The sequence below is a fragment of the Streptomyces sp. NPDC030814 genome (genome assembly GCF_055572155.1).
This window is the reverse complement of sequence record NZ_JBVIDX010000011.1, coordinates 109,347-122,686: the sequence shown is the minus strand read 5'-3', so window position 1 is coordinate 122,686 and position 13,340 is coordinate 109,347. Positions and strand designations below refer to the sequence as shown.

The window sequence follows — 13,340 nt, the reverse complement described above, 5'->3', positions numbered from 1 at the left end:
GTTTCGGCCGTGTCCGCCGTGGGCCGACCCCGCCTACGACCGGCGGTCAGGTGTGTCAGTGGAAGAAGTGCCGCGTCCCCGTGAAGTACATGGTGACGCCCGCCTTCCGGGCGGCCTCGACGACCAGTTCGTCGCGGACCGAACCGCCGGGCTGCACGACGGCCTTGACGCCGGCCGCGGTGAGGATCTCCAGCCCGTCCGGGAACGGGAAGAAGGCGTCGGAGGCGGCGTACGAGCCCTGCGCCCGCTCGGCGCCGGCCCGCTCGACGGCGAGCTTCGCGGAGTCCACGCGGTTGACCTGGCCCATGCCGACGCCGACCGAGGCGCCGTCCTTGGCCAGGAGGATCGCGTTGGACTTGACGGCGCGGCAGGCCCGCCACGCGAAGGCCAGCTCGGCCAGCTCGTCGGCGGAGAGGGCCTCACCGGTCGCGAGCGTCCAGTTCGCCGGGTCGTCGCCGTCGGCCTGGAGCCGGTCCGTCACCTGGAGGAGGGCACCGCCGTCGATGGGCTTGACCTCGGCGGGGTGGGAGGGCGCGGCCGGGGCCTTCAGCACCCGGATGTTCTTCTTCTTGGCGAGGGCGTCGAGAGCACCCTCCTCGTAGTCCGGCGCGACGATGACCTCGGTGAAGATCTCGGCGACCTGCTCGGCCATCTCCTTGCTCACCGGCCGGTTGACGGCGATGACCCCGCCGAACGCGGACAGCGGGTCGCAGGCGTGCGCCTTGCGGTGCGCCTCGGCGACGTCCGCGCCGATCGCGATGCCACAGGGGTTGGCGTGCTTGATGATCGCGACGCAGGGCTCGTCGTGGTCGTACGCGGCACGGCGGGCGGCGTCCGTGTCCGTGTAGTTGTTGTACGACATCTCCTTGCCGTGCAGCTGCTCGGCCTCGGCGAGACCGGTGCCCGTGCCGTCGACGTAGAGGGCCGCGGGCTGGTGCGGGTTCTCGCCGTAGCGCAGGGTGCTCTTGCGCTCCAGGGCGGCTGCGATGAACTCGGGGAACGGCGAGTCGTCGGCGGGCGCGTAGGCCGAGGCGAACCAGGAGGAGACGGCGATGTCGTACTCGGCGGTGTGGCGGAACGCCTCGGCGGCCAGCCGCTTGCGGGCGGCGAGGTCGAAGCCGCCGTCCTTGACGGCCGTCAGGACGTCCGCGTACCGGGCCGGGCTGGTGACCACCGCGACCGACGGGTGGTTCTTGGCCGCCGCGCGCACCATCGACGGGCCGCCGATGTCGATCTGTTCCACGCACTCGTCCGGGGTGGCGCCCGAGGCGACGGTCTCACGGAACGGGTAGAGGTTCACGACGACCAGGTCGAACGGCTCCACGCCCAGCTCGGCGAGCTGACGCCGGTGGTCCTCCAGACGGAGGTCGGCGAGGATTCCCGCGTGCACCTTGGGGTGCAGCGTCTTGACCCGGCCGTCCAGGCACTCGGGGAAGCCGGTCAGCTCCTCGACCTTGGTGACGGGGACGCCTGCGGCGGCGATGCGCCCGGCGGTCGACCCGGTGGAGACGAGCTCCACGCCCGCCTCGTGCAGGCCACGGGCGAGCTCCTCGAGCCCGGTCTTGTCGTAGACGCTGACGAGCGCGCGACGGATGGCCCGCCTGCCGCTCTCGGCCGTGACAGTGCTGTCGGCGGTCACTGGATTACTACCTTTCGTCCCTCAATGCGATAGCCGTTGCGGGCGAGCCGCCCCACGACATCGACGAGCAGCCTTCGCTCGACTTCCTTGATGCGCTCGTGCAGAGCGCTCTCGTCGTCCTCGTCCCGGACCTCCACCACGCCCTGCGCGATGATCGGTCCGGTGTCGACGCCGTCGTCGACGAAGTGGACGGTGCAGCCGGTGACCTTGGCGCCGTACGCGAGCGCGTCACGCACACCGTGGGCTCCGGGAAAACTGGGCAGGAGGGCGGGGTGGGTGTTGACGAACCGTCCGCCGAACCGGGCGAGGAACTCCTTGCCCACGATCTTCATGAACCCTGCGGAGACGACCAGGTCGGGCTCGTACGCGGCGACGGCCTCGGCGAGCGCCGCGTCCCACTCCTCGCGGGTGCCGTGGTCCTTGACCCGGCAGACGAACGTCGGCAGCCCGGCGCGCTCGGCCCGGGCGAGCCCCTCGATGCCGCCGCGGTCGGCCCCGACGGCCACGATCTCGGCGCCGTAGGCCTCGACGCCGGTCTCGGCGATGGCGTCGAGCAGCGCCTGGAGGTTGGTGCCGGATCCGGATACCAGCACGACGAGGCGCTTGGCCACGGGCTTGGCGGCCACGGTGGGACCCTTTCTGCGGTTCTGGTCCCGTGCGGGTGCGCACGGGTTCCTGGGGGGTCGCCCCACGGTCGTGCGGAGCGATCCGGTCCGCCGGGCCGTACTTGTACATTCATACGAATGCTTTACGTCCCGCGATACGGGGAAGTCTACGAACCGGCCGACCGTCAGCAACGATACCGGCACACCCGGCGGCCCCCGTGGGACGGGGGCGTGGCCGGAAGGTAGCGTCTGCGAGGAGCGGGCCCGGGAAGGCGGTCGGGAACGCGGTCGGTGTGCGGGGCGTTCACGAAGTGACAGCTCATGCCGTACCAGCCGAGTCCACCGCCGCACCCAGCACGCTCAGCACCGTGTTCAGCCGACGCCGTCGACACCGTCGACACCGACCTGTTCACCACCGTGTCCATCGCGGTAGCAACCACCGTAACCGCCGCCGTATCCACCAAGGGGAAGACGCACTCCTGATGCCGGACCGCAGCCTCCGCCTTCCTTCGCTCCTGCTGCGCGAGCGGAGCTCCTCTCCCACGCCTCCGCGCGAGAGCGAGGACGCCGCCGAGCGGCCCGGGCAGCCGGGGGCGTCGGGGTCCGCCGGTTCCTCGGGGTCCGCGGGTGCCCCGGGTTCCAGCGAGGACAATCCGTTCGCGCCACCGCCGGAGGGGGCACCCGATCGGCCGTGGCAGCCTCGGCGCCCCGCGGGCGGTCAGGGCTCCGACGGTGACCACGGAGGCGGTCACGGAGGCGGTCACGGCGGGGGTGGTCATTCGCCGTGGGGCAGTCAGTGGAGCGACCGGCAGCCCGGCCGCTCCAGCGGCGGACACTTCGGTGAGCGTCCCGGTGGGCAGGGTCCGGACGGTCCCGGCGGTCCGGGGCAGGGCCCCGAGGGCGGTCCGGGCGCCGGAATGCGCTGGGACCCCACCGACCCCTCCCAGCGTCGCGCACGGTACGCGCTGCTCTCCGGGATGTGGGCCTTCTTCTTCGCGCTCTTCGCCTGGCCGTACGTGGCGCTGCTGCTCGGCTCGCTGGCCCTGTACTGGGCGATCAGTGCGCTGCGCGCCAAGCCGCGGACGCCGGACCCCGACGCGCCGGCCCGCCCCGAGGTGACCGGCCGTCCCCAGCGGACGGCGGCCATCAGCGGGCTCGTGACCGGCTCCCTGGCTCTCACCGTCGTCATCGCCACCTTCACGACCCAGTTCGTCTACCGGGACTACTACACCTGCGTCAACGACGCCCTCACCACGGCCTCCGAGAAGTCCTGCAAGGAACTCCTCCCGGAGGGCCCGGTGCGGGAGATGCTGGGCAGCGCGCAGTAGGGAGCAGCGGGCGGCGGGGCAAGCTCCGACGCGAGCGGGGTGGGTGCGTTCGGGGCGCGACACGGTGCGGTGCGCCGCCGCGCGCCGATGGCGCCGGGGTCAAGGGGCCTGGCCGGGTTCCTTCGCGCTCGCCGTTTCGTCGGGGCCGAGAGGGGACTGCGACGGCTCGGCGACCGGAGGCCGTGCCGGCCTGGAGAATCGCGGCTCGGCGAACCACGAGGACAGACGGCGAGCCCCCGCTCGGAGCCGCCGTGGCCGCGGGCCCGCTGAGGGGCTCGGCTCCGGTGACGGTGGGACGGCGGAGGGGGCGTCCGTGAGAAGCCGGTCCGGGTGAATCGTGGCCGGGGTGCCGTCCGCCGCCGGGCCCTCGGGCAGGGGCCGGCCCTCAGGGGTCTCGGCCGTGGACATCATGGCGGCGAAGGACAGATCGAGGAAGCGCTCACCCGGCGCCTCGGCGTCCGGCGCCTCCTCCACGTCATGCGGAGACGCGGCGGGCACCGCCTTCTCGGACGCCGGGCGGGGTACGACCGCCTTCGGCTTTCGCGAAAGCAATCCATGCCTCGTCCCCCGCCGCTTGCGAAGTGTCTCCGCAACGGCCGTCCCCCACTTTCGGCCCACTCCGCCCGACTCCCTTCCGCCCGACTCCTTCCCGGGCGCCTCCCCTTCGACCGTGGCCCTCTTGCGCCGGAACAGGCCACCTCCCGGGCGGGTCCGCTCCCCGGTGGTCCGGGTGTCCGTGTCCGTCTCACGTCCTCGGGCGCGCCACCAGCGCGAGGTGAGGGCGACGGGCAGGGCGACGGTGGCCACCCAGCCGCCGGCCGCTCCGCCGGTCTGCCACCAGGTGGGGCCGAAGTGGGCGAGCGCGGCGACTCCGAGGGGGCCGCTCGCGAGGAGGGTGAGCAGGGCGACGGCCGCGGCGCACAGACAGGCGGCGACAAGTGTCGCGGCGGCGCTACGGCGCACGGACCACGGGACAGCGCGGTCGGCCGCGGCCCGCGCGCCCGTGAACCACCCCACGGTCATCCCTGCGGCCAGCGGCACCACCCCCACCGCCCAGATCACCGGCGCACCGCCCCCCGTGGGCACCGCCGCGAGCAGCGGAAACGGAGGCAGCGGAGACGCAGTGGCGGTGGCCGTCGCCGTCGGCACCAGAGGCCCTACGGCGTACCCGGCGCCCAGGACGAAGCCGGGGCCCAGCGCATAGGCCGCCGCCCACACCGCCGCGTTGGGCACCAGGGCCACACAGAGCATGAGTACGGCGAACCGCCCCGGCCATCCCTCGGTGAGCTGCGGGAACGAGGCACGGACCGCGTCACCGTGCCCCACCAGGGACACCGCCGCCAGCAGCGCCCCACCACCGACCAGCACCAGCGTGCCCGCGCAGGCGGCCCGTCCAGCGGCGGTCAGTGCCTGCCGCCGCCCCTCCGTCGCCAGCGTGCCGCCGAGGGTGGCGGGCAGGGGCAGCCGGGGGCGCCCGTACGCCGCCCACATCCCCGTACCCGCCGTGAGCGCCGCCAGCGTCGGTAGGCACACCGCCGCCCACGGCCACGAGGGCCGCAGCGCACCACCCGAGGCGTACCACGTGGCCGCCCCGCCGACGGCCGTGTAGCCCGCGACGAGTCCGGCCCATCTCGTACGCGTGCTCGTCCAGAGGCCGTCCCCCGCTTGGTCGCGAGCGGAGCGGTACAGCAGGACCAGCGGCAGAACGAGCAGCAGCAGGGGGAAGATTCCGACGGGGGCGGGGGCGCCCGAGAGGGTCTCCATACGGATCAGTTCCACACCGTGGGACAGCAGCCACAGTGCCGCCGCCACGCGCAACGCCCCGCCCGGCCCGCTGTCCGAGTACGGCGAGCTGATCCACAGCATCATCACCAGCGCCGCGAACGCGCCGAGACCGAGCCCCGCCGCCAGGATTCCGCCCAGCATCCCGGAGAACAGTGTGGATGGCCGGCGGCGGGTCCGGCGGAGCGAGGGCGACAGCGCGGACAGCGACGACGTGCCGGCCGGGGAGGCTGGGGTCTGCGCCGACCGGCCGTGCCTGGTGGGTCGGTCCGGCGCGGGCGGGTCGGTCGGATCGGTCGCTTGCGTCACGTCCGCCATGCTGCCAACGACACGCGCTTCACTCGTGTAACAGGTGATTCACGCACGTGTCGCTCAATATATGTTTATGTGCTTTTTTGTACGCAGAACGGTCCATCAAAGGCAGCGGAGAGCGGCCCGGCAGGGTTCGCCACAGGATTCCGCACCACGCGCGGGCCACCGATGACCCAGGCCGGGGCTCCGACCGACGCCAAGGGCGACGCCGCAGGTGATGCCACGGGTGCGGGCGGGGCCGACACCGAGGCACCGGCCACTGCCGAAGAGCAGGGCGAGGCCGGGGCGCAGGGCGAGGCCGAGGTCGAGTGGTACGAGCAGCCCGACCGCACGGACACCGAAGCCGCCGCCGATCCGGCGCTGGCGCCCCCGCCACTGACACCCACTCAGGCGTTCGACGCCCTCTACGGCTACTGCGCCCCCGCCCTCGTACGGCAGGCGTATCTGCTCACCGGGAGCCGTCGGCAGGCCCGCGACGCGGTCGAGCGTGCCTTCCAGCTGGCCTGGCAGTGTTGGCCGGAGGTGGCCGTCGACCGGGATCCGGCCGGGTGGGTGCGGGCGATGGCCCACGACTGCGCCCTCTCGCCCTGGCACCGACTGTGCCACCGCCTCCTTGCCCGGTTCCGCGACCCGGAGCCGGCACCGGCGGATCCGACCTGTGCCGCTCTGCTCGCCGAACTGCAGAAACTGCCACCCCCGTACCGCCGCGCCCTGGTCCTCTACGACGACGTGGGCCTGAACCTGCCGGAGACGGCCGCCGAGACGGAGGCGAGCACCCTGGCGACGGCGGGACGTGTGGAGCACGCACGCGCGGCCGTCGCCGCGTGCCTTCCGGTAACGGCGACGTCCGAGGAGCTGCATCAGCTCCTGACCGAGCTGTCGGCAGACGTCCGCCCCCGGTCCACGAGGCCGATCGTCCTGCGCACCAGGGCCGATCTGCGCGCCCAGCGCTGGGTCCATGCCGCCGTCGTCTTCGCCGGCATGCTCCTCACCACCATCGCCCTGACCCTCCGCACGGCCCCCGACCACTACGAACCCCCGGTCCCTCCGGGCGCCCCCGTCCGCGGAGTCCCCCCGAAGCCGGTCCCCGGGCCCCTCTCCGACGCGCAACTGAAACTGCGGGCCAGGCTGGGAGCAGCGGCGGCCGCGGGGCCCGAGCGACTGCGTCCGGAAGCCGGATGAACCCGCGGCGGAGCCGCCGGCGGCCAGGTAACCGCCCGCACCGCGCGACCGGAGCCGGCCGGGGCAAACGCGGGCGGGCCCGCACCCCCCACCGGGGGTACGGGCCCGCCCGACGGTTCAGCCCCGCCGGAGGTCCGTGGGCTCAGCCGCCCAGGATCTCCCGAGCCAGCTTCGCCGTCTCGGTCGGGGTCTTGCCGACCTTGACGCCGGCGGCCTCGAGGGCCTCCTTCTTCGCGGCGGCCGTACCGGAGGAACCGGAGACGATGGCGCCGGCGTGGCCCATGGTCTTGCCCTCGGGCGCGGTGAAGCCCGCGACGTAGCCGACGACCGGCTTCTTCACGTTCGCCTTGATGAAGTCGGCGGCACGCTCCTCGGCGTCGCCACCGATCTCACCGATCATCACGATGAGGTCGGTGTCGGGGTCGGCCTCGAACGCGGCGAGCGCGTCGATGTGGGTGGTGCCGATGACCGGGTCGCCACCGATGCCGACGGCCGACGAGAAGCCGATGTCACGGAGCTCGTACATCATCTGGTACGTCAGCGTGCCGGACTTCGACACGAGACCGATACGGCCCGGCTTGGTGATGTCACCGGGGATGATGCCGGCGTTCGACTGGCCGGGGGTGATCAGGCCGGGGCAGTTCGGACCGATGATGCGGGTCTTGTTGCCCTTCTCGACGGCGTACGCGTAGAACGCGGCGGAGTCGTGCACCGCGATGCCCTCGGTGATGACGACCGCGAGGGGGATCTCCGCGTCGATGGCCTCGACGACGGCGGCCTTGGCGAAGGCCGGCGGCACGAAGAGGACGGACACGTTCGCGCCCGTCTTCTCGATCGCCTCGGCGACGGTGCCGAAGACCGGGATCTCGGTGCCGTCGACGTCGACGCTCGTGCCCGCCTTGCGGGGGTTCACGCCACCGACGATGTTCGTGCCGTCGGCCAGCATGAGCTTGGTGTGCTTCATGCCCGTGGCACCGGTCATGCCCTGGACGATGACCTTGCTGTCCTTGTTGAGGAAGATAGCCATGGCTGTGTGTCCTCGTCCCTTACTTCGCAGCCGCGAGCTCGGCGGCCTTGTCGGCCGCGCCGTCCATGGTGTCCACGCGCTGGACCAGCGGGTGGTTGGCGTCGGAGAGGATCTTGCGACCCAGCTCGGCGTTGTTGCCGTCGAGGCGGACCACGAGGGGCTTGGTGACTTCCTCGCCCCTGTCCTTCAGCAGCTGCAGCGCCTGCACGATGCCGTTGGCGACCTCGTCGCACGCGGTGATGCCGCCGAAGACGTTGACGAAGACGGACTTGACGTCCGGGTCGCCGAGGATGATCTCCAGGCCGTTCGCCATGACGGCGGCGGAGGCGCCACCGCCGATGTCGAGGAAGTTGGCGGGCTTGACGCCACCGTGCGCCTCACCGGCGTACGCGACGACGTCCAGGGTGCTCATGACGAGACCCGCGCCGTTGCCGATGATGCCGACCTCGCCGTCGAGCTTGACGTAGTTGAGGCCCTTCTCCTTGGCGGCGGCCTCCAGCGGGTTCGCCGAGGCCTTGTCCTGGAGCTCCTCGTGCGAGGGCTGGCGGAACTCGGCGTTCTCGTCCAGGGACACCTTGCCGTCGAGGGCGAGGACGTCACCGGAGGCGACCTTCGCCAGCGGGTTGACCTCGACGAGGAGCGCGTCCTCGGCGACGAAGGTCTTCCACAGGGTGACGAGGATGTCGGCGACCTTGTCGGCGACCTCGGCCGGGAACTTCGCGTCCGCGACGATCCGGCGGGCGACCTCGGGGGTCACACCCTCGTTTGCGTCGATGGGGGTCTTGGCGACGGCCTCGGGGCGGGTGGCCGCCACCTCCTCGATCTCCATGCCGCCCTCGACGGAGGCGATGGAGAGGAAGGTGCGGTTGGTGCGGTCGAGGAGGAAGGAGACGTAGTACTCCTCGACGATCTCCGGAGCGGTCTCGGCGATCATGACCTTGTGGACCGTGTGGCCCTTGATGTCCATGCCGAGGATGTCCGTCGAACGGGCGACGGCCTCGTCCGGGGTGGCGGCGAGCTTCACACCGCCGGCCTTGCCTCGACCACCGACCTTCACCTGAGCCTTGACGACCGACTTGCCGCCCAGCCGCTCGGTGATCTCGCGCGCCGCCTCAGGCGTGTCGATGACTTCACCGGCCAGCACCGGTACACCGTGCTTGGCGAAGAGGTCCCTCGCCTGGTACTCGAACAGGTCCACGCGCTTCCGTCCCTATCAGTGATCGCGGTTCGTTGGATGCGTGGGCGTGCCGCGAAGGGCAACGTGACGTCCGCCGAGAGTCACAAGGGAGGCGCACACGGTGTCCGAGCGCGCGGCATGTCCGTCTCGCAGGTTATCTCTGCTTCCGGGAGCCCTCTAAATCGCGCGTCACACCTGAGCGGTGATACCTGTCACATGATGCCGCGCTCACTGGCACGGCGTGCCGGAAGTGAGCCGCATGTGCGCGGGATTGCGGTGCCTCACCGGGCTGGGGTGCGCCCGGTGAGGCCCTCTGCAAGCCCTTCCCCGCCTGACTCGGAAGGGCCCCGGGCGGGTGGTCGTCTCCCCATTGAGGACCACCCGCCGCCCTCCGTCGGCTTCCACCCGATCCAACCGACGGCTTTCGGCCGTCCGGGTTTCCACCGACGGAGGGGAGTACTGCGGACCGGCCGTCCTCACCCGGCCGTCCTGATCGGACACCGTGCGGGACGTGGCCCAGTCGGACGCCGCCCGGGCCGAGGCACCGCCGGGCGCCGCGTGCAGGCCCGGTCAGACACCGCGTGGGACATAGCCCGGCGTGACCGAGTCGGCGCCGGCCTCGACGCCGGTGACGGCGTTGCCGGCCAGCCGGGGGCCGGTCGTGCGGACGGTCCCGGTGAGGTCCTGCGCGAACGGGGCGACCTGCCCGGCGAACGGGCCGGCCTCGCCCGCCACGCCGTGTGCGAAGGGGGCGACGTCGCACGCCACGCCGTGGGCGAAGGGCGCCACGGCCCCGCTCACCCCGTACGCGAAGGGCGCCGCGTCACCGGCGACGCCGTGCGCGAAGGGGGCGACGTCGCCCGCCGCGCCGTAGGCGAAGGGCGCCGCGTCGCCTGCCACACCGCCCGCCAGGCCGGTCGTGCTCCCGCCGACACCGTCGGCCACGGGCCGGACATAACCGACGACCGCGTCCGCGACCGGCTGCACGGCACCGACCGTGCCGTCCGCGAACGGCTGCACGGCGTCCACCGTGCCGCCCACGAACGGCCGCGCGTCCCCCGTGACCAGCTGCCCCGCGAACGGCACCGCGTCCTCCGTGACCAGCTGACCGGCGAAGACCGCCGCGCCGTCGGTGACCTGCTCCTGCGCGAAGGTGGCCACGTTGTCCCCGACCAGCTGCTCCGTGAAGGGCGCGATCTGCCCCCCGACCAGGCCCGTGGCCAGCTGACCGGCCCCCGCGACCGCGCCGTGCGCGAATGGCGTCACATCCGCGGCGACGCCGTACACCACCCCGGTCGCATCGCCGATCGCCTGTCCGGTGACAGGCAGCACCGCGTCCACGGCGGTGCCCGCGACCGGCGGAAGCACCGCGTCGGTCGTGCCGTCGACGGCGTGGGCGGCGACGCCGGAGGCGCACGGCGGCACGTCGGCCACGACGTGCCCGGCGAGCGCGGACGCGTCCCCGGCGACCCCGTGGCCAAGCGTGTGACCGCCGGTCCACGCCTGATCGGAGAGAGCGGCGGTCTCGGCGAGAGCGCCCTGCGCCACGGCGGTGGTACCGGCGACAGCGCCCTGCGCCATGTTCGCGGCGCCGGCGACAGCGCCGTGCGCCACGGCGGTGGTGTGGGTGGTGGTCGTGCCGGTCAGCGTCGTGGTGTCACCGGCGGCGTGGCCCGCCATCGGGGTCATACCGTCGACGGCGGTGCCGACGACCGGGGGCAGTGCGGCGGTGCCGGTCTCGTCGACGACCGGGGTGACCGTGTGGGTAACAGCGCCGGGGAGGCCCTCGACCGTGCCGGTGGCGGTGCCGCGGGCATGCGCCACGACGCCGTTCACGGTGCCGGTGGCGGTGCCGACCGCTCCGACGACCGTCGTACGGACGTCCCCGGCCCTGCCCGTGATGTGGGCCGGAACCGCGGCGACCCCGGACCGGGCGGCGGTCGCGGCGGCCGTGACCTGCGACTGGGCCTCGCCGGTCCACGTGGTGAGGCGGGTCCGGGCGCCGTCGGCGGTGCCGTGGGCCGCGGTGCGGGCGGCGGTCGCCGTGCGGTCCGCACCGGTGGTCACGGCCTGCGCCTTCTGCCGTGCCATGCCACGGGCGCCGGTGCTGGCGCCGTGGAGCCGGGTCTGGGCGGCGGCGAGCGCCTCCTCCAGTTCCGGGGCGAAGGCGGCCAGCGGGCCGAAGAGGTAGTCGATCTCGTCGCCGGGGCTCTGGAGGTCGGCGGCGGTCGCCCGTGTGCTGCCGGCCGTGGACTCCATGGTCGCGGCGGCCCTGCCGGTGACCTTCTCGGCGGTCCGCGGGAGCTTGCCGTCGACATAGCGGCGAGCCTGGTCGGCGTCCTTGGCAGGCGGGGTGGCGGCCTTCCTGACCTTGGTGGAGGCGTCGCCGGTGACGGCTCCCACCGTGTCGCCGGCCCTGTCGGACGTCAGCCCGGCCGTGGTGTCGGCGACCTTCCCGGCCGCGCCGCTGACCTCGTCGGACGGGGTGACGTCCGAGGCAGTGCCGGTGACCTCGGAGAGGGCGCCGTCCACCGTGCCGGTGACCGTGCCCAGCGTGTCGGCGACCGTGCCTGCGGCATCCGTGTCGGCGGTGTCCACGCTCACGTCGGGCACGGTGACCGTCGACGCGGGCAGCTCGTCCGCACTGGCGGCGGTGGACCCGAGCGCCCACGCGCCGGTGACACCGGCGGCTATGACGATGGAGCGGCGAATGTTCTTGTTCATGCGTACGTCAGTTCCTTCGGGAATCCGAGTCGTGGGAACCGGGTGGGGAACCGTGACCGGTGCCGCCGCTTTGTCTGTGGTCCCGTGCGTGGGGACCGGCGGCTGCGCACCGGCGTCGTCGCCTCCGTCGCTACGACGGGGTCGCGGTACCGATTCCGAGGGGTTTCGTCCGGTCCTCCGGGAAGGGGAGGGGCGTTCCGGACGGAGGGCGGATCTGTCGCGCCCCCGCTCGACGAGTGCGGCGGGGGAGGACGGACTGCCCTACCCGGGGAACTCGGGGATGTCCCGGTGCCGGTCCCGGGTCCCGTCCGCGGTATCGGCCGCGGTGGCGCCGGGCGCGAGGCTCAGCGGCGCCCGGTGAAGAGAAGTGACGGCATGGGGTTCGGCGTGGCGCGGCCCGCCGTTGTCGGCCGCGGAGTGGCCGCCGAGGGCACCCGTGGGTACACCGCCGGGGCCCTGCGGTCCGGGCGTCCGCCCGACATGCGCGTCCCCTGCCCCGGCGTCACGGCGGGGCACCGCCACGGCTGCCATGTCACCGTGCCCGGCGAACGGCCCATGGACGGCGGGAGCCGGACCGACGCGCCGCTCACGGCCACCGTCCACGCCCCGGTCGGCCTCCTCCGGCCGCGCCGCGCCCGGTTCCCGAGGCGTCACGTCGACGGGCGACGTCTCCCCGGGCAACGCGGGCCACTCCGGGACCCCGGGCAGCTCAGGCAGTTCCGGCAGCTGCGGAAGACCGGAGCCCCCAGGCCACGACGGCATCTGAGGCCCTGGCGGGAACGACGGCGCGTCCTCCAGCCCATCGGTCACCGGCTCCACGACATCACCGACCGGCCGCAACACGCCCTCGACGACTGGCCTCAGGACGTCTTCGGTGACCGGCCGCAGGACATCCTGGGTGACCGGCCTCAGCGCGTCTTCGGACACCGGCCGCAGAATCCCGTCGGCGACCGGCCGCAGGGCTTCGTCCGTCACCGGCCGTACGACGTCCTGGGTGACCGGATGTACGGCGTCCTGGGTGACCGGCCGTACGACGTGCTGCGTCACGGGCCGCACGACATCCCGGGTGACAGGCCGCACCGCGTCCCGCTTCACCGGCTCGGTGATCTGTTCGCCGGCCGGCGACACCACGTCATCGACCACGCCGGTGACTTCGGCGACCGAGTCGGTGAGGGCGCCCACCGGACCAACGGGGCCCAGGTACCCGGGCCGCATGTCACCAGGGCGGGTGTCCACGGCGCTCGTGGCGACCGCGGTCGACGTCGTCGCGACTTCCGCCGCGTTCGCGCGTCCCCCGCAGAGGATCCCGAGGACGAACAACCCGCCCACCACCAGCAGGAGTCGCACCACACGGCGCCCGGTGGCCCCGCGCAACGCGCGCAGGGCGGCACCGGCACCGGGAAGTGCGGCTGCTGGAGTCAAAACGAGGAGGTTCCTCCCGTGCGGCGGAACTACGGAGTAGGGGGCACGGAGTACGGGGCGAAGATGCGAACACCCGTGTGAAGGCCGTGAAGCGCTGCCGATCCTCGCACGGACCGCCCGCCGTCGCGCAAGCCCCACGTCG

9 protein-coding genes are annotated in these 13,340 nt (G+C 73.1%); 2 read left to right on the top strand and 7 right to left on the bottom strand.

Annotated elements, in window-relative coordinates; all coding sequences use genetic code 11:
* Positions 1-55 precede the first annotated feature (55 nt).
* Complete coding sequence (purH, locus tag ACZ43N_RS23580) at positions 56-1,639, bottom strand: bifunctional phosphoribosylaminoimidazolecarboxamide formyltransferase/IMP cyclohydrolase (RefSeq protein WP_468100102.1); 1,584 nt, start codon at positions 1,637-1,639, stop codon at positions 56-58.
* Positions 1,636-2,265: a phosphoribosylglycinamide formyltransferase gene (purN, locus tag ACZ43N_RS23575; protein WP_390947956.1), complete on the bottom strand. Its 630-nt coding sequence runs from the start codon at positions 2,263-2,265 to the stop codon at positions 1,636-1,638. The genes purH and purN overlap by 4 nt, the downstream gene beginning before the upstream one ends.
* Before the next feature lie 461 nt (positions 2,266-2,726).
* On the opposite strand from purN, the gene ACZ43N_RS23570 reads away from it, so the two are divergent.
* Complete coding sequence (locus ACZ43N_RS23570; RefSeq protein ID WP_468100101.1) at positions 2,727-3,572, top strand: hypothetical protein; 846 nt, start codon at positions 2,727-2,729, stop codon at positions 3,570-3,572.
* A gap of 99 nt (positions 3,573-3,671) precedes the next feature.
* On the opposite strand, the gene ACZ43N_RS23565 is transcribed toward ACZ43N_RS23570, so the two are convergent.
* Positions 3,672-5,672, bottom strand: coding sequence for a cell division protein PerM (locus ACZ43N_RS23565; RefSeq protein WP_468100099.1), 2,001 nt, complete (start codon positions 5,670-5,672; stop codon positions 3,672-3,674).
* A gap of 162 nt (positions 5,673-5,834) precedes the next feature.
* On the opposite strand from ACZ43N_RS23565, the gene ACZ43N_RS23560 reads away from it, so the two are divergent.
* The gene (locus ACZ43N_RS23560) at positions 5,835-6,848 is read left to right on the top strand and encodes an RNA polymerase sigma factor (protein WP_468100097.1); all 1,014 of its coding nucleotides are present in this window, start codon (positions 5,835-5,837) and stop codon (positions 6,846-6,848) included.
* 142 nt (positions 6,849-6,990) lie between these two features.
* Here the strand turns inward: ACZ43N_RS23560 and sucD are convergent, their stop codons facing one another.
* From sucD to ACZ43N_RS23540, 4 genes are all read right to left on the bottom strand, one after another.
* Entirely contained in the window at positions 6,991-7,875 is an 885-nt protein-coding gene (sucD, locus tag ACZ43N_RS23555; RefSeq protein WP_055542035.1) for a succinate--CoA ligase subunit alpha, read from the bottom strand.
* A gap of 19 nt (positions 7,876-7,894) precedes the next feature.
* Complete coding sequence (gene sucC, locus ACZ43N_RS23550) at positions 7,895-9,073, bottom strand: ADP-forming succinate--CoA ligase subunit beta (protein WP_468100095.1); 1,179 nt, start codon at positions 9,071-9,073, stop codon at positions 7,895-7,897.
* 549 nt (positions 9,074-9,622) lie between these two features.
* Positions 9,623-11,776: a hypothetical protein gene (locus ACZ43N_RS23545; RefSeq protein WP_468100093.1), complete on the bottom strand. Its 2,154-nt coding sequence runs from the start codon at positions 11,774-11,776 to the stop codon at positions 9,623-9,625.
* 261 nt (positions 11,777-12,037) lie between these two features.
* Positions 12,038-13,198 carry a hypothetical protein gene (locus ACZ43N_RS23540; protein ID WP_468100091.1) on the bottom strand — a complete coding sequence of 387 codons (1,161 nt, stop codon included), beginning with the start codon at positions 13,196-13,198 and terminating at the stop codon, positions 12,038-12,040.
* Positions 13,199-13,340: the final 142 nt, after the last annotated feature.